Origin of the sequence: Aliisedimentitalea scapharcae (genome assembly GCF_045277565.1) — a bacterium.
Lineage (GTDB): Bacteria > Pseudomonadota > Alphaproteobacteria > Rhodobacterales > Rhodobacteraceae > Aliisedimentitalea > Aliisedimentitalea scapharcae.
This window is the reverse complement of the sequence record NZ_CP123584.1, coordinates 1,135,327-1,150,090: the sequence shown is the minus strand read 5'-3', so window position 1 is coordinate 1,150,090 and position 14,764 is coordinate 1,135,327. Positions and strand designations below refer to the sequence as shown.

Annotated in this window: 17 protein-coding genes and 1 pseudogene; 13 read left to right on the top strand and 5 right to left on the bottom strand. The window is 59.9% G+C overall.

What is annotated here, in order from left to right:
- Positions 1-36: 36 nt before the first annotated feature.
- From QEZ52_RS05440 to QEZ52_RS05380, 13 genes and pseudogenes are all read left to right on the top strand, one after another.
- A pseudogene (locus tag QEZ52_RS05440) lies at positions 37-384 on the top strand (transcriptional repressor); the annotation flags it as partial.
- A 77-nt stretch (positions 385-461) separates the two neighbouring features.
- A complete protein-coding gene (locus QEZ52_RS05435; RefSeq protein WP_406648484.1) occupies positions 462-1,325 on the top strand; it encodes a branched-chain amino acid aminotransferase in 864 nt (287 codons plus the stop codon).
- Between the two features lie 80 nt (positions 1,326-1,405).
- Positions 1,406-1,861 carry a universal stress protein gene (locus QEZ52_RS05430; RefSeq protein WP_406648483.1) on the top strand — a complete coding sequence of 152 codons (456 nt, stop codon included), beginning with the start codon at positions 1,406-1,408 and terminating at the stop codon, positions 1,859-1,861.
- A gap of 8 nt (positions 1,862-1,869) precedes the next feature.
- Positions 1,870-2,475 carry a 2-hydroxychromene-2-carboxylate isomerase gene (locus QEZ52_RS05425; RefSeq protein ID WP_406648482.1) on the top strand — a complete coding sequence of 202 codons (606 nt, stop codon included), beginning with the start codon at positions 1,870-1,872 and terminating at the stop codon, positions 2,473-2,475.
- A 70-nt stretch (positions 2,476-2,545) separates the two neighbouring features.
- Positions 2,546-3,109, top strand: coding sequence for a NifU family protein (locus QEZ52_RS05420; protein WP_406648481.1), 564 nt, complete (start codon positions 2,546-2,548; stop codon positions 3,107-3,109).
- Between the two features lie 19 nt (positions 3,110-3,128).
- Complete coding sequence (gene tsaB, locus QEZ52_RS05415) at positions 3,129-3,725, top strand: tRNA (adenosine(37)-N6)-threonylcarbamoyltransferase complex dimerization subunit type 1 TsaB (protein WP_406650336.1); 597 nt, start codon at positions 3,129-3,131, stop codon at positions 3,723-3,725.
- Positions 3,722-4,135, top strand: coding sequence for a GNAT family N-acetyltransferase (locus tag QEZ52_RS05410; RefSeq protein WP_406648480.1), 414 nt, complete (start codon positions 3,722-3,724; stop codon positions 4,133-4,135). The genes tsaB and QEZ52_RS05410 overlap by 4 nt, the downstream gene beginning before the upstream one ends.
- 154 nt (positions 4,136-4,289) lie before the next feature.
- Positions 4,290-5,288 (top strand): BMP family protein, encoded by a 999-nt coding sequence (locus QEZ52_RS05405; protein ID WP_406648479.1) that lies wholly within the window; start codon positions 4,290-4,292, stop codon positions 5,286-5,288.
- 131 nt (positions 5,289-5,419) lie between these two features.
- On the top strand, positions 5,420-6,949 hold the full coding sequence (locus QEZ52_RS05400; protein WP_406648478.1) for an ABC transporter ATP-binding protein: 1,530 nt from the start codon (positions 5,420-5,422) through the stop codon (positions 6,947-6,949).
- Positions 6,950-6,951: 2 nt separating this feature from the next.
- Positions 6,952-8,046, top strand: coding sequence for an ABC transporter permease (locus QEZ52_RS05395; RefSeq protein WP_406648477.1), 1,095 nt, complete (start codon positions 6,952-6,954; stop codon positions 8,044-8,046).
- Positions 8,046-9,011 (top strand): ABC transporter permease, encoded by a 966-nt coding sequence (locus tag QEZ52_RS05390; protein WP_406650333.1) that lies wholly within the window; start codon positions 8,046-8,048, stop codon positions 9,009-9,011. The genes QEZ52_RS05395 and QEZ52_RS05390 overlap by 1 nt, the downstream gene beginning before the upstream one ends.
- 94 nt (positions 9,012-9,105) lie before the next feature.
- A complete protein-coding gene (locus QEZ52_RS05385) occupies positions 9,106-10,026 on the top strand; it encodes a sulfite exporter TauE/SafE family protein (protein ID WP_406648476.1) in 921 nt (306 codons plus the stop codon).
- A 2-nt stretch (positions 10,027-10,028) separates the two neighbouring features.
- Positions 10,029-10,793, top strand: coding sequence for a TIGR02186 family protein (locus tag QEZ52_RS05380; protein ID WP_406648474.1), 765 nt, complete (start codon positions 10,029-10,031; stop codon positions 10,791-10,793).
- 27 nt (positions 10,794-10,820) lie between these two features.
- Here QEZ52_RS05380 and QEZ52_RS05375 read toward each other — a convergent pair whose 3' ends face one another.
- From QEZ52_RS05375 to QEZ52_RS05355, 5 genes are all read right to left on the bottom strand, one after another.
- Positions 10,821-11,555 carry an SDR family oxidoreductase gene (locus QEZ52_RS05375; protein ID WP_406648473.1) on the bottom strand — a complete coding sequence of 245 codons (735 nt, stop codon included), beginning with the start codon at positions 11,553-11,555 and terminating at the stop codon, positions 10,821-10,823.
- Entirely contained in the window at positions 11,552-13,087 is a 1,536-nt protein-coding gene (locus QEZ52_RS05370; RefSeq protein ID WP_406648471.1) for an ATP-dependent RecD-like DNA helicase, read from the bottom strand. The genes QEZ52_RS05375 and QEZ52_RS05370 overlap by 4 nt, the downstream gene beginning before the upstream one ends.
- A gap of 73 nt (positions 13,088-13,160) precedes the next feature.
- Positions 13,161-13,799, bottom strand: coding sequence for an acyl-homoserine-lactone synthase (locus QEZ52_RS05365; protein ID WP_406648470.1), 639 nt, complete (start codon positions 13,797-13,799; stop codon positions 13,161-13,163).
- Positions 13,800-13,881: 82 nt separating this feature from the next.
- A complete protein-coding gene (locus QEZ52_RS05360; RefSeq protein ID WP_406648469.1) occupies positions 13,882-14,601 on the bottom strand; it encodes an autoinducer binding domain-containing protein in 720 nt (239 codons plus the stop codon).
- Positions 14,540-14,755 carry a hypothetical protein gene (locus QEZ52_RS05355; RefSeq protein WP_406648468.1) on the bottom strand — a complete coding sequence of 72 codons (216 nt, stop codon included), beginning with the start codon at positions 14,753-14,755 and terminating at the stop codon, positions 14,540-14,542. Before QEZ52_RS05355 ends, QEZ52_RS05360 begins: the two co-directional genes overlap by 62 nt.
- Positions 14,756-14,764 lie beyond the last annotated feature (9 nt).

The window sequence follows — 14,764 nt, the reverse complement described above, 5'->3', positions numbered from 1 at the left end:
AAATATTCTGACTCCATAAATGCGGAGACTTCGCTCATGGATCCCATCGGGTTCGAACAACACGACCACGCGGCCTGCATCTCTTCGGGTGTTGCGGCCGTCGACGATCATTGTCGCCAACAAGGTCTGCAATTGACTCCGGTGCGCCGGCGGGTTCTGGAAATCCTGCTGCAACAGCACAACGCCATGGGCGCCTATGAAATCCTGGATCAGCTGCGCCAAGAAGGGCTGGGTTCGCAACCGCCAGTGGCCTATCGGGCGCTGGATTTCTTGGTCAAGAACGGCTTTGCCCACAAGATCGAAAAGCTCAACGCCTTTACCGCTTGCACCTATCCGGGTGAGGATCACAGCCCGGCCTTCCTGATCTGTCGGGCCTGCGGCTCGGATGTAAAAGGGTCTGGACTTCTGACCCAGTCCAGACCTAGGCTTTTGCCATCACTATGTTCCTGGGAGGGTCCGAGATGGCAACCGGCAAGAATATCCGCACCTATTTCAACGGCACCTGGCACGACGGCAATGCCCCGATCATCCATGCCGCCGATCATGGTGCCTGGCTGGGATCCACCGTTTTTGACGGTGCCAGAATGTTCGACGGGCTAACCCCGGATCTGGATGCCCATTGCGCCCGGACCAACCGCTCGGCGGCCTCGCTGATGCTGACCCCGACCTGCACGGCAGACGAGATGGTCGACATCGTGCGTGAGGGGCTAAAGCTGTATGACCCCGGTGCTGCCGTCTATATCCGACCCATGTACTGGGGCATTCATGGCGATCCGACCGCCATCGTCCCGCAACCGGACGAGACCGGGTTTGCCATCTGTCTGGAAGAGATCCCGATGGCCCCTTCGACCGCCAGCACCACGCTGACCCGCACCCGGTTCCGCCGTCCCGTTCTGGAAAGCGCCGTGGTCAACGCCAAGGCCGGATGCCTCTATCCCAACAATGCCCGGATGCTGGTCGAAGCCCGGTCCAAAGGCTTTGCAAATGCCCTGGTTGCGGACGCCATGGGCAATGTGGCCGAAACCGCAACCGCCAATGTCTTTATGGTCAAGGATGGCGAAGTGTTCACCCCCATCGCCAATGGCACGTTCCTGAGCGGAATTACGCGGGCGCGCCATATCTCGAATCTGGCGGCAGATGGGACAAAGGTCCATGAATCCGTGCTGACATTCGAAGATTTCCAGGACGCCGACGAGATCTTTTTGTCTGGCAACATGTCCAAGGTCACCCCCGTCACCGCCTTTGACGACACGCAATACCAGGTTGGTCCGATCACCCGGCGCGTGCGCGAGATGTATTGGGACTGGGCCGCGTCCAATCGCTGAAATCATCTGGACCTACAGGCTGTTGTTGCGTGGTCGGGCGCATTGCGTCATGATCTCAGACGGACCAAAGAGAGACTGAGATGCGTAAATTCCTTGTGGTACTGGATGACAGCCGAGAATGCCTGAATGCCATGCGGTTTGCCGCGATGCGCGCCGCGCATACCGGGGCCGGGGTGACGATTCTGTCGGTCATCCCACCAGATGAGTTCAACCATTGGATCGGCGTTGGCACGATGATGCGTGAAGAGGCGCGGGAACGGATTCATGCCCATTTCGAAGTCTTTGCGAAGTGGATGCGGGACCGTCAGAACGTGGATCCCGAACTGGTGATCCGCGAAGGCGAAGCCGTGCCGGAGATCTTGGATTATATCGGGTCCGACCCCGAAATCGGCGTTCTGGTTCTGGGTGCCGGGACCGACCGCAAGGGCCCCGGCCCGCTGGTCAGCCAATTGACCAAATCGTCCGGATCCCTGCCGATTCCGATCACCATCGTCCCCGGCGATTTGAGCAAGGAAAAGCTCGAAGAGATCACCTGAGGGCTCTCATGGGCGGGCGTGTCGCATTCTGGTTCGAATTCGCCTCGACTTATTCCTATCTCAGCACCATGCGCATCGAACAGATGGCTGCCCGCGCAGGCGTGGCCATCGACTGGCATCCCTTTCTGTTGGGGCCGATCTTTCACGCCCAGGGGTGGAAGACTTCTCCGTTCAACCTGTATCCGGCCAAGGGACGCTATATGTGGCGCGATATGGAACGGATCTGTGCCCGGCGCGGCCTGGCGTTTCACAAACCTGATCCCTTCCCGCAGAATGGCGTGGGCGCGGCGCGTCTGGTGCTGGCAGCACAGGCGGGTGCCCAGTCGCCGGATCAGGTCGGGGCATTGGTCAGGGCCATCTATGGTGCCCAATTCGGGAACCGACAGGACATTTCGTCCCCGGAAACCCTGTCCCAGTGCCTGATTGCGGTGGGGTTGCCCGTGGCCTTGCTGGACCTTGCTCGCTCTGACGAGATCAAAGCCCGGCTGCGCCAACAGGGGGACCGGGCGTCGGCGCTGGACATTTTTGGCGCGCCCAGCTTTGTCGTCAATGGGGATCTGTTTTGGGGTGACGACCGTCTGGAACAGGCTTTGGCCGCCGCTGCCACGGTTTAGAATCATTCCAAACCTTGACTTACCCTGCTGTGGACCGCATATCAGGGGCAACCGAAAACGGAGAACTGCCATGTTCATTCAGACCGAATCCACGCCCAACCCGGCGACGCTGAAATTCCTGCCTGGGCAGACCGTTCTGGAGGCAGGTACCGCCGATTTCCCCAGCTCCGACACCGCTGACAAATCACCGTTGGCGCGCCGCGTCTTTGCCGTCAATGGCGTCACAGGTGTGTTTCTGGGAAATGATTTTGTGACAGTGACCAAATCCGAAGACGTGGATTGGGACCACATCAAACCGGCGGTTCTGGGCGCGGTGATGGAACATTACCAATCTGGACAGCCGGTCATCGAAGGCGACGGCCCCGCCGCATCGGGCCATGCCGAACACACCGGCGAGAATTCGGAAATCGTTGATCAGATCAAGGATCTGCTGGACAGCCGCGTGCGTCCGGCTGTGGCGCAGGACGGCGGCGATATCACCTTCCACGGTTTTGATCGTGGCGTTGTTTATCTGCACATGCAGGGTGCCTGCGCAGGTTGCCCGTCATCGACCTTGACGCTGAAAATGGGCATCGAAAACCTGCTGCGCCACTATATTCCCGAAGTGACCGAGGTCCGCCCTGTTGCCGTCTGAGCAACGGCACACACCCATGATGACGTCTGAACCACTGATCCTCGGCTTTGACACATCGGCCGCGCATTGCGCGGCCGCTTTGTTGTCCGGTGATCGGGTGCTGGTTTCACGCACCGAAGAGATGGCGCGCGGTCAGGCCGAACGGTTGATGCCGCTGCTGGAAGACGTTCTGGCCGAAGGTGGCGTAACCTGGCGTGACCTGACCGCGATCGGCGTCGGCATTGGCCCCGGCAATTTCACCGGAATTCGCATTGCTGTCTCTGCTGCGCGCGGTTTGGTGTTGGGGCTGGATATCCCAGCTGTCGGGGTTGATGGTTTTGACGCCCGCCGCGCGCCCGGAACGCTTCCGGCGATTGCTGCGCCGCGTGGCCAGATGTACATCGCCCCGCCCGACGGCCCGGCCCGCCTGACCACCGAAGACGACGCGCGGGCAACGGCGGATCGCCTGGGATTGGCCCTGAATGCCGACCCCAGCCCCCTCGGCCTGCCCGAGGCGATCGCGCGCCACGCTGCCGCCCAGTACCAGACCACAACCGAACCGCCTGCGCCGTTGTACCTGCGCCCGGCAGATGCCGCGCCGTCGCGCGATGTGCCCCCGGCCCTGTTGGACGCATGACTCCGGACACGCTGGCCCACACCCACGCTGCGGCCTTTGCCAACGCGCGCCCGTGGAGCAGCGATGAATTCCGGGATCTCCTGAGCGACCGGTTCACCTTTCTGGTTGGCGACGCCCAATGCTTTGCTCTTGGGCGTGTGATCGTCGGAGAGGCAGAGTTGCTGACCCTTGCCACTCACCCAAAGGTTCAACGTCAGGGGCTGGCCCGTGAAAGGATGTCGCGTTGGCTGAGTCGCGCGATTGATCTGGGGGGGAACACGGCGTTTCTTGAGGTCGGTGCCGACAATTTCGCTGCTGTGCAATTGTATGACGCGTTCGGCTTTGCACAGGTCGGATGCCGGCGCGGGTATTACCCGCGTGAATCCGGCCCCGCTGTGGACGCTTTGGTCCTGAGCCGACCCTTACCTTAGGAAAACCACCTTAAATCCCGGACCAAAAGGTCAAAAAAGCGGTTGACCCTGTCTTGTTGCTGCGTCCTAAATTGTCGCACTCGATCAGGCATTGGCCTGACATGGGCGGAAAACGCATCCGCTCCAAACAAGAACAAACCCGGGAGTACCCTTTATGACCCTGATGAAATCCCTGATGGGAGCTGCTGCAACGCTGGCCTTGACTGCTGGTGCCGCGCTGGCGGAACCTGCGCTGATCTTTGACCTTGGCGGCAAGTTCGACAAATCTTTCAACGAAGCGGCCTTTGGCGGCGCGCAGCGTTGGGCCGAAGAAACCGGCGGCACCTTCCGCGAAATCGAACTGCAATCCGAAGCCCAGCGTGAACAGGCCCTGCGCCGGTTTGCCGAAGTCGGCGCCAACCCGGTGATCACCATGGGCTTTGCCATGGCTGACCCGCTCAGCGCAGTTGCAGCAGATTATCCTGATACCAAATTCGTCGCCGTTGACGTCACTTGGCTGGATGCGCCCAACATTCGCCAGATCGGCTTTGCCGAACACGAAGGATCGTATCTGGTTGGCATGATGGCGGCGATGGCGTCGAAATCGAACACTGTCGGCTTTGTCGGCGGCATGGACATTCCGCTGATCCGTCACTTTGGCTGTGGTTATGCCCAGGGCGTAATGGCCGTGAACCCCGACGCAACCGTCATTGCCAATATGACCGGCACCACCCCGGCGGCCTGGAATGACCCGGTCAAGGGATCGGAACTGACCAAGGCACAGATCAGCCAGGGCGCAGACGTGATTTATGCAGCCGCCGGTGGCACCGGTGTGGGTGTTCTGCAAACCGCAGCGGATGAGGGCATCCTGTCGATCGGTGTGGACAGCAACCAGAACCACCTGCATCCGGGCAAGGTCCTGACCTCGATGCTGAAACGCGTAGACGTGGCCGTCTATGACGCGATGAAGGCGGGCGCGGATCTGGAAACCGGTGTGTTCAACATGGGTCTGGCCGAAGAAGGTGTGGGCTATGCGCTGGATGACAACAACGCCCCTCTGGTCTCGGCCGAGATGAAGGCAGCCGTGGACGCGGCCCGTCAAAAGATCATCGACGGCGAGCTGAATGTTGTCAGCTATTACGACAACGACACCTGCCCGGCGATCAAATTCTGATCTGAATCGCGCAGGCGGGCACCTGTCCGCCTCGCACTTCCTGGCAACCTTGCCCCCTGCAAACCCTTTCAAAACAGGGATTTCCGGGGCGGCAGGGCTGCATCCGGCCGCTGGCCAATCGAGGACATCATATGACCGCCCCCGCCATTGAGCTGAAAGGCATTTCCAAGGCCTTTGGCCCGGTTCAGGCCAACAAGGACATCTCTATCAGCGTCGCCCCCGGAACCATCCACGGAATCATCGGTGAAAACGGTGCCGGCAAATCCACACTGATGAGCATTCTCTACGGGTTCTACAAAGCCGACAAAGGCGAAGTCTGGATCCACGGCAAACGCACTGAAATCCCCGATAGCCAGGCCGCCATTGCCGCGGGCATCGGCATGGTGTTCCAGCATTTCAAACTGGTCGAAAACTTCACCGTTCTGGAAAACATCATCTTGGGTGCCGAAGATGGCCGCCTGCTGCGCCCCTCGCTGGCCAAGGCGCGCAAATCGCTCAAGGAGCTGGCCGCGGAATACGAGTTGAACGTCGACCCCGACGCGCTGATCGAAGAGATCGGCGTCGGCATGCAACAGCGGGTCGAAATCCTCAAGGCGCTGTACCGGCAGGCCGACATTCTGATCCTGGACGAACCCACCGGGGTTCTGACCCCGGCCGAAGCCGATCAGCTGTTTCGCATCCTGCACCGGCTGCGCGAAGAGGGAAAGACCATCATCCTGATCACCCACAAGCTGCGCGAGATCATGGAAACCACCGACACCGTGTCGGTGATGCGACGCGGTGAAATGACCGCCACCGTCAAAACATCCGAAACCAGCCCAGAACATCTGGCCGAACTGATGGTGGGCCGCAAGGTGTTGCTGCGGGTTGACAAAGTGCCCGCAAAACCGGGCAAACCCGTGCTTGAGATTGAAAACCTGCGCGTGGTGGATGACGCCGGTGTCGAGCGGGTCAAAGGGATCAACCTGAATGTCCGCGCCGGAGAAATCCTGGGCATCGCCGGGGTTGCCGGCAACGGGCAGTCCGAACTGTTGAACGTATTGGGTGGCATGCAGCATGGCACCGGAACCATTCGGCTGAACGGTCACCCCCTGCCCCTGTCGGGTCCGGGATCAGATGGTCAGGCACGGCGCAGCGCTCATGTTGCGCATGTGCCCGAGGATCGCCAACGCGAAGGGCTGATCATGGATTTCCACGCCTGGGAAAATGTGGCCTTTGGCTATCACCATACCCCCGAATACCAGAACGGTATTCTGATGAACAACGCGGCCCTGCGCGACGACACTGCTGACAAGATGGAAAAATTCGACGTCCGCCCGCCCGATCCCTGGCTCGCGGCCAAGAATTTCAGCGGCGGCAACCAGCAGAAGATTGTCGTGGCACGGGAAATCGAACGCAATCCCGAATTGCTTCTGGTCGGTCAACCCACGCGCGGCGTCGACATCGGTGCCATCGAATTCATTCACAAACAGATCGTGGATCTGCGCGACCAGGGCAAGGCTGTGCTGCTGGTCTCGGTCGAGCTGGAAGAGATCCTGGCGCTGTCTGATCGCGTCGCGGTCATGTTTGACGGGCATGTCATGGGCGAACGCCTGCCTCATGAAACCGACGAAAAAGAGCTGGGCCTGTTGATGGCCGGTGTATCCGGGGAGGCCGCCTGACCATGGACGTAATGCCAAAATGGGCCGATGTGGTCCTGATTCCGCTGATCAGCCTGATCCTGGCCGCCCTCCTGTCGGCGCTGGTGATCCTGGGCATCGGCGAAGACCCGGTTGCCGCGGTCAAACTGATGGTGTCGGGGGCGTTGGGATCCACCTATGGGTGGGGCTATACGCTCTATTACGCGACCAATTTTCTGTTCACCGGACTGGCAGTCGCCGTAGCCTTTCACGCGCGCATGTTCAACATCGGCGGCGAAGGACAGGCGATGCTGGGCGGGTTGGGCGTCGCTTTGGTCTGTCTGTATATTCCCTGGCCACATTGGTCGCTGGCGCTGATCTTTGCGGCGCTGGGGTCCGCCATATTCGGGGCCGCCTGGGCGGCGATCCCGGCCTATCTTCAGGCCAAACGCGGCAGCCATATCGTGATCACCACGATCATGTTCAACTTCATTGCCGCCGCATTGCTGAACTATGTGCTGGTCAATCTGCTGCGCCCTGTCGGATCGATGGACCCGGCCAGCGCCCGGTTCCCCGAAGCGGTACATCTGCCCACCCTGCATGACATTCTGGCCCCTTTTGGCATTGCCTTCTCCAAAGCCGCGCCAGCAAACGTCAGCTTTCTGGTTGCCATTGCGGCCTGTGTCGCGGTTTGGCTGCTGATCTGGCGCACCCGCTTGGGATATGAAATCCGCGCCTATGGGCATTCGGAAACCGGCGCGCTCTATGCCGGGATCAGCCCGGTCAAGATCACCATGATCGCCATGCTGATTTCCGGAGGGCTGGCCGGGATGATGGCCACCAACAACGTCATGGGCGAAGCCGAACGGCTGGTGCTGAATTCCACTGAAGGGGCCGGGTTCATCGGCATTGCCGTGGCGCTGATGGGGCGATCTCATCCGTTTGGCGTGTTCCTGGCGGCAATCCTGTTTGGGTTTCTCTATCAGGGTGGCGCTGAATTGGCATTGTGGACGTCGATCCCGCGCGAATTGATCGTGGTCATTCAGGCGCTGGTTATCCTGTTCACCGGAGCTTTGGACAATATGGTGCGGATGCCGATCGAAAAACTGTTCCTGATGCTGCGCCGGGGGAAAGCATGATGGATTTCCTGACACTCATCCAGGTGTTCGACAGCACAATCCGTCTGGCGACCCCGTTGTTGCTGGCCTGTCTGGCGGGTTTGTATTCCGAACGCGCCGGGATTTTTGACATCGGGCTCGAAGGCAAGATGCTGATGGCGGCCTTCTTTTCGGCGGCCGTCGCCGCCACCACCGGATCTGTCTGGCTGGGCCTGTTGGCCGGGATTGCATCCTCTCTGGTGCTGAGCGGGCTGCACGGGCTGGCATCGATCACCTTTCGCGGCAACCAGCTGATTTCAGGCGTCGCCATCAATTTTCTCGCGGCGGGCATGACCGTGCTGGTGGCCCAGGACTGGTTCAAACAGGGGGGGCGCACCCCCGCTCTGTTGACCGGAGGGCGGTTCACCCCGATTGAGTTCCCCTTTGCCGAAGCCATGGCAGATGTGCCGGTGATCGGCCCGATCTATTCCGAATTGCTATCGGGGCACTCGATCCTGGTCTATCTGGCGTTTCTGGCAGTCCCGGCCACCTGGTGGGTGCTGTATCGCACGCGATTCGGGCTGCGCCTGCGCGCGGTCGGGGAAAACCCGGCGGCGGTGGATACCGCCGGTGTGTCCGTTGTCGGGCTGCGCTATGCGGCTGTGGCCATCTGTGGGGTCCTGTGCGGCATTGCCGGTGCCTATCTGGCCACCGCGCTGCAGGCCGGGTTTGTCAAGGACATGACGGCGGGACGCGGGTTCATTGCGCTGGCAGCACTGATCTTTGCAAAATGGCGTCCCTGGCATGCCATGGCGGCCTGTCTGCTGTTCGGGCTGCTTCAGGCCGTTGCCCTTCGGTTCCAAAGCATCGAATTGGGCGGTTTTACCATTCCGGTTCAGATGATGGATGCGCTGCCCTATATCCTGACGGTTGTCATTCTGGCAGGCTTTGTCGGCAAGGCCATTCCCCCCCGCGCCGGCGGCGAACCTTATGTCAAGGAACGCTGACGGTTAAGTCCAGTTATTCGCCGCGCATCAGTCCATTTGCTGCGCGGCGGCATAGCATATTGATTTTGCACGGCCCAACAGTCTAACAAGGGTCATGCAGATATACCTCCCCATTGCAGAAGTTTCCGTCAACGCATTCCTGCTGCTCGGTCTGGGCGGCATGGTCGGTGTTCTTTCCGGCATGTTTGGTGTTGGCGGTGGCTTTCTGATGACCCCGTTGCTGTTCTTTATCGGCATCCCCCCGGCTGTGGCCGTGGCAACCGAAGCGAACCAGATTGTGGCTTCGTCGTTTTCCGGCGTTCTGGCGCATTTCAAACGACGAACGGTCGACATAAAGATGGGGTTGGTCCTACAGGTCGGAGGTTTGATCGGCGCGGCCATCGGGGTGGTTGTGTTCAACTATCTCAAGGCGCTGGGTCAGGTCGATCTGCTGGTCAAATTGTGTTACGTCGTGTTCCTGGGCATCGTCGGCGGGTTGATGTTCATCGAAAGCTTGAACGCCATCCGCAAGGCCAAGAAAACCGGGGCTGCGCCTGCCCCTCGCCGCCAGCGCGGCTGGGTTCATGCCCTGCCCTTCAAGATGCGGTTTCGCACGTCGGGCCTGTACATTTCGGTCATCCCCCCCATCCTGGTGGGCATTGCCGTGGGTATCCTGGCCGCCATCATGGGTGTCGGCGGTGGCTTCATCATGGTTCCTGCGATGATCTACATCCTCGGAATGCCGACCAAGGTGGTTGTGGGCACGTCGCTGTTCCAGATCATCATGGTTACCGCTTTCACAACCATGCTGCACGCCACGACGAACTATACGGTTGATATCGTTCTGGCCGTTTTGCTGCTGGTCGGCGGCGTCATTGGTGCCCAGATCGGCACCCGGATCGGTGTGTATCTCAAGGCAGAGCAGCTTCGTGTTCTGCTGGCTCTGATGGTTCTTGTGGTCTGCGGGAAACTGGCTCTGGAACTCTTGCTGATGCCGTCCGAGCTGTTTTCGCTCGGCGCCTCCGGGGGACATTGATCATGCGTTATGTCTTGCTGGTTGTCGCCCTGTTGTTTGCCCCGATTGCCTCCGCTCAGGAAGAAGTGGTGCTGGGCCTCAGCCAGGACCGCGTGGCGATCACCGCCACATTCGATGGCTCCGAAATCCTGATCTTTGGCGCGGTCAAACGGGAAACACCGATTCCCGATGGTCCACCGCTGGAGGTCGTGGTGACTGTTTCGGGACCGGCCCACCCAGTAACGGTCAGGCGCAAGGAAAAGAAACTGGGAATCTGGGTCAATGTGGATTCCGTTCTGGTCGATTCTGCGCCCAGCTTTTACGCCGTCGCCACCAGCGCCCCCTTCAAACAGGTGCTGACCGACACCGAAGATCTGCGCTATCGGGTGTCGATCGAACGGGCGATCCGATCGGTTGGTGCCGCCATGCATATTCGTGGCGCTCAGGATTTTGCCGATGCCGTGGTGCGCATCCGCGCAGATCGCGGGCTATACTCGGTGCGTGAAAACACCGTCGCGGTCGATCAGCAAACCCTGTTTCGCACCGCAATCGACATGCCCGCAGATCTGACCGAAGGCGATTACTCTGCACGGATCTACCTGACACGCGAAGGCCAGGTCGTGTCGCAATATGAAACCGTGATCGACGTCCGCAAAGTCGGATTGGAACGGATCCTGTTCAATATGTCGCGCGAACAGCCGTTCTGGTATGGGCTGATGTCCCTGGCGATCGCCATTGCAGCCGGCTGGGGTGCTTCGGCGGCCTTCCGATTGCTGCGCAACGGTTGAACGTGAACACAGGCTGAGCGGGCACGCTCAGCCGCGTCCGATATAGGGCATCCGGGTGGCCATCACGGTCATGAACTGAACATTGGCCTCCAGCGGCAGGTCAGCCATATGCAGGACGGATCGGGCGGCATCTTCGACCGCCATCGTCTGTTGCGGCTCTGCCGATGGATCCTGCTCCAAAGCGCGGTGTCCCAACTCTTCGACCATCGGGGTTCGCGCATTGCCAATATCGATCTGACCACAGGCGATATTGAACGCCCGCCCATCCAGAGACAGGCTGCGGGTCAGACCGGTCACGGCGCTTTTGGTGGCCGCATAGGGGGCCGAATTCGGGCGCGGCACATAGGCAGCGATTGACCCATTGTTGATGATCCGCCCGCCCTGGGGCGTCTGCCGACGCATCGCGGCAAACCCCGCGCGCGCAGCCAGAAACATGCCGTTCAGGTTTACATTGACCGAAGCATACCAATCCTCCAGCGCGATTTCATCAATGGTCCCGCCTGCGGTAAAGATCCCTGCATTATTGAACAGGACATCCAATCGGCCCGCCTGGGCGACAAAGCTGTCAAAAGCCTCCTGCACGGCCAGCGGATCGGTGACATCCGCAGCCAGAACAATGGCCTGCGGGTGATCGGCGGCAATCTCGTCCAGCACGCTCTTGCGTCGGGCCAGCAGACCCACCCGCCACCCTTGCTCCAGAAACATCTCTGCAACGGATCGACCTATGCCTGAACTGGCCCCCGTAACGATGATTGTCTTCATTCGGTTTCAGCCTCCAGTTTCAACGTCGGTGTCGCCGCAGCGCGCAGGTCGTCCACCGGCAAGCTGGATGTGGGTTTGGACAATCGATTGCGCACCACCCAGATCAGCCGCCCTTCGGCGCGCGTTATCGCCACATAGGCCAGACGTTTCCACAATGGCTGTCCGGCCTCTACACGCCCCATACGGGCTGCTGCATACAGATCCGGGGCAAAGACCTGAACCGTCCCCCATTGGGATCCCTGGGCCTTGTGAATGGTCACCGCCGCGCCATGCAGGAACGTCGCTCCCATCCGCGCGGCATAGGGGATAAACGGTTCTTCTTCATCCGGCATTTCGATTTTTACGATGGATGCGGCGCTGACCTGCGGATCCTCGGCCCCCATCACGTGCAATCGTGAAAACCCCGGTTTGCGTCCGGGACCGAGATAGATGACCTGTGCGCCCTTGATCAGGCCCCGCGCCTCGAGATCGAGACGTTTCTTGCGGTGTTTCAGCGGCAGTTCGATCCCGTCACAGATCAGCGGCTCCCCCTCCATCAGCGCATCTTCGGGCGCGCCATAGACTTTGCGAAAGGCGTTGATCAGACGTATTCGTGTGGCATTGCGCCAGACCAGAACCGGGCTGCGGGCCATCAGGTCAACTTCGACCCGTTGCCCCCAAACCACCCGATCATCGCGGCGCGCACTGTCTTCGATCATCTGCTCAAAATCGTGAAATTCCAGCTGTGGATCCGCCAGCGCGTGCGCCAGATCCAGAATCGGGTTGTCCGCATCCTGCCTGTGCACCCGCTTCAGTTCCAGCTTGCGGTCGTCCGGCAGCGCATCAAAGACCATGGCACCGGATTGGTTGACCGGGGCCAATTGTGCCGGATCCCCAAACAACAGCAACGTTGGAAAAATCTCTTTCAGGTCGTCAAACTGCCGATCATCCAGCATGGATGATTCATCGACAAACCCGATGTCCAACGGCTCTTCGCGCCGCTTCCAGCCGGTGATGAAATCCGAACCGCGCAACCCGGCAGCAGCCAGCGCACCGGGCATGGATTTGTTCTTTTCGTAAAAGGCGACCGCCCGGTTCAACGCTTCTTCGCTCAGCCCTTCGATTTCGGGTTTATCGCCATTCCCGGCCAGCCATTCGGCAATGCGTTCGTATTCCGGGTCATAGACCGGAGTATACAGAATCCGATGAATCGTTGTCGCGGGAACCCCGCGCAGGCGCAGCACGCTCGCCGCCTTGTTGGTCGGGGCCAATACCGCCAGGGTGCGGCGCTCGCCCTTTTTGCGACTTTCGTAATCCCCCGAAACGATGTCGACCCCAGCGTCCGCCAACGCCTTGTAAAGCTGGGCCAGCAACAGCGTCTTGCCCGACCCCGCCTTGCCGACCAATGCCATGACTCCGGCCTCCCCCCGCGGGGGTTGCAACAATCCGTCGTCCAGGTCCACACCGGCCTGACGCAACATGTCTGTCACCGCATCATATGCGGCGGCCTGATCATCGGAAAACTGGACTAGGGGCTTGGGGGTCTCGGTCATGGCGCGACCCTACAACCGCTTGCGGGGGGGTACCAGTGGCTCCCCCCATTAATATCGCCCCGCGCCCGGGCCGTCACGCCGACATTGGCAACGGCTGCTCGGCCACATAGCCAAAGGACTGATCGAACCAGCGTTGCGACACGTCGGTCGGGATGCCACAACGTTTGGCGACAACCTCATAGCTGTCCGGGGTAAACTCCCACAGACCAACATTAATCTGGTCTCGCCCCTCGCCTTCGGTTCCCAGGATTTCGGGCGACGATCCGATGGCGCGATAGATCCGCACCATGCGTTTGTCGAACACACCGGCAAAATGTTTGACCCCAAAATTCCGCATGATTTCACCGCCCGCCAACATCAACGCACCGGCAATATTGCCCCCCGCATCGCGGGCCAGACAGAACCGGGTGCATTCCCAGATCAAGGGGCTGCAAATCGGAGCCCCCCCCGTCAGGTGGCCAAAGATTTCATTGATCATCACGCGACCGGTGGTCGGCAGGAAACGCATCGAACCACCATGCGTGCCGTCTGCCTGCTCCCAAATCACATACAGCGGATTGAGGTCATCATATTGGTCCCGCTCTTCGCCGTTTTCGTCTACCGTGACTTCCCACCCCAAACGGGTGCGGAATTGATCGGCGCGATCCTGAAACATCGAGCGGGCCAGTTTTGGAAATCTGTGCAGGTCGTTTGCGTAAATATAGCGCAGCATGAGCTTGTCCCCTTGTCATCCAACGTGGGAACAAACATGGAACAGCAATGGTTAATTTCTGCCTACAACAGCGACCGCCGCGTTAAACCACAATCAGACCGCGGCTCATCGCGCGGGCAATGGCATGTGTTGTGTTCATGGCACCCAGCTTGAATCGGGCACTTTCGATGTACACGCGCAGAGTGTGCTCAGAGATCGCCAGCGTATTGGCAACCTGCGCGCGGCTATATCCCATCGCCAACAATGTCATGGCGTCCACCTCACGCGGGGACAGCGCACGGGATTGCTCGGGCTGCCGGTTGGGTTCGAACTCCAACGCTTTGCGGTTAAAATAATGCGCGATCAGAATCAGGTCCCGGCTGAACTTTTCGATGAACTTTGCCCAGGCGTCATCGTCGCAGGTATGGTTCGCCGTGAACAAGGCAAACTGTCCGTTAGGTCCGCGGATGGGAATCGAATACCCTTGATTCCCAACCCCGTGTTTCAGGGCGTCCGCCAGAAACACCCGTGCGTGTTTCGTGGACCAATCCAGCCGCTTCCAATCCACCGGATGAAAGCGTTGAAAACACCCCGTGATCACCGGATCTATACGCAGATAGCTCTGATCGAGATACCGTTGCACCCAGTCCGGCTGATAAGTGCCACACCCATATTGATCGCCTGCGCTGTCGACCCAATGGTAGACGATATGATCGACCCCAAACGCATCGCGCAGCTTTTCCGTAGCAGCCTGAAGCCCTTCAAGCGCTTCGGTGGCTTCCATTTCTTCCAATATGCGATCCAAGCGGGCTTTGTTCGCCATAGCTGTTGACAGCTCCATCCCTGACGGACGCGATTTCGGCTGCCGCTATCAGCATGGTGTCATCCAGCTGTTCGGCCAGGACCCCCAACCCGTTTGCAGATGCAAAGGATTTCAGATCCACCAGTACGTCCAGTATCCAGTCATTGTTGGCCATCAGAGTCAC

Excerpts from the sequence above, each read along its gene's own strand:
- QEZ52_RS05435 (WP_406648484.1), top strand. The coding sequence starts at position 462 with ATGGCAACCGGCAAGAATATCCGCACCTATTTCAACGGCACCTGGCAC.
- QEZ52_RS05430 (WP_406648483.1), top strand. The coding sequence starts at position 1,406 with ATGCGTAAATTCCTTGTGGTACTGGATGACAGCCGAGAATGCCTGAAT.
- QEZ52_RS05425 (WP_406648482.1), top strand. The coding sequence starts at position 1,870 with ATGGGCGGGCGTGTCGCATTCTGGTTCGAATTCGCCTCGACTTATTCC.
- QEZ52_RS05420 (WP_406648481.1), top strand. The coding sequence starts at position 2,546 with ATGTTCATTCAGACCGAATCCACGCCCAACCCGGCGACGCTGAAATTC.
- tsaB (WP_406650336.1), top strand. The coding sequence starts at position 3,129 with ATGACGTCTGAACCACTGATCCTCGGCTTTGACACATCGGCCGCGCAT.
- QEZ52_RS05410 (WP_406648480.1), top strand. The coding sequence starts at position 3,722 with ATGACTCCGGACACGCTGGCCCACACCCACGCTGCGGCCTTTGCCAAC.
- QEZ52_RS05405 (WP_406648479.1), top strand. The coding sequence starts at position 4,290 with ATGACCCTGATGAAATCCCTGATGGGAGCTGCTGCAACGCTGGCCTTG.
- QEZ52_RS05400 (WP_406648478.1), top strand. The coding sequence starts at position 5,420 with ATGACCGCCCCCGCCATTGAGCTGAAAGGCATTTCCAAGGCCTTTGGC.
- QEZ52_RS05395 (WP_406648477.1), top strand. The coding sequence starts at position 6,952 with ATGGACGTAATGCCAAAATGGGCCGATGTGGTCCTGATTCCGCTGATC.
- QEZ52_RS05390 (WP_406650333.1), top strand. The coding sequence starts at position 8,046 with ATGGATTTCCTGACACTCATCCAGGTGTTCGACAGCACAATCCGTCTG.
- QEZ52_RS05385 (WP_406648476.1), top strand. The coding sequence starts at position 9,106 with ATGCAGATATACCTCCCCATTGCAGAAGTTTCCGTCAACGCATTCCTG.
- QEZ52_RS05380 (WP_406648474.1), top strand. The coding sequence starts at position 10,029 with ATGCGTTATGTCTTGCTGGTTGTCGCCCTGTTGTTTGCCCCGATTGCC.
- QEZ52_RS05375 (WP_406648473.1), bottom strand. The coding sequence starts at position 11,555 with ATGAAGACAATCATCGTTACGGGGGCCAGTTCAGGCATAGGTCGATCC.
- QEZ52_RS05370 (WP_406648471.1), bottom strand. The coding sequence starts at position 13,087 with ATGACCGAGACCCCCAAGCCCCTAGTCCAGTTTTCCGATGATCAGGCC.
- QEZ52_RS05365 (WP_406648470.1), bottom strand. The coding sequence starts at position 13,799 with ATGCTGCGCTATATTTACGCAAACGACCTGCACAGATTTCCAAAACTG.
- QEZ52_RS05360 (WP_406648469.1), bottom strand. The coding sequence starts at position 14,601 with ATGGCGAACAAAGCCCGCTTGGATCGCATATTGGAAGAAATGGAAGCC.
- QEZ52_RS05355 (WP_406648468.1), bottom strand. The coding sequence starts at position 14,755 with ATGGCCAACAATGACTGGATACTGGACGTACTGGTGGATCTGAAATCC.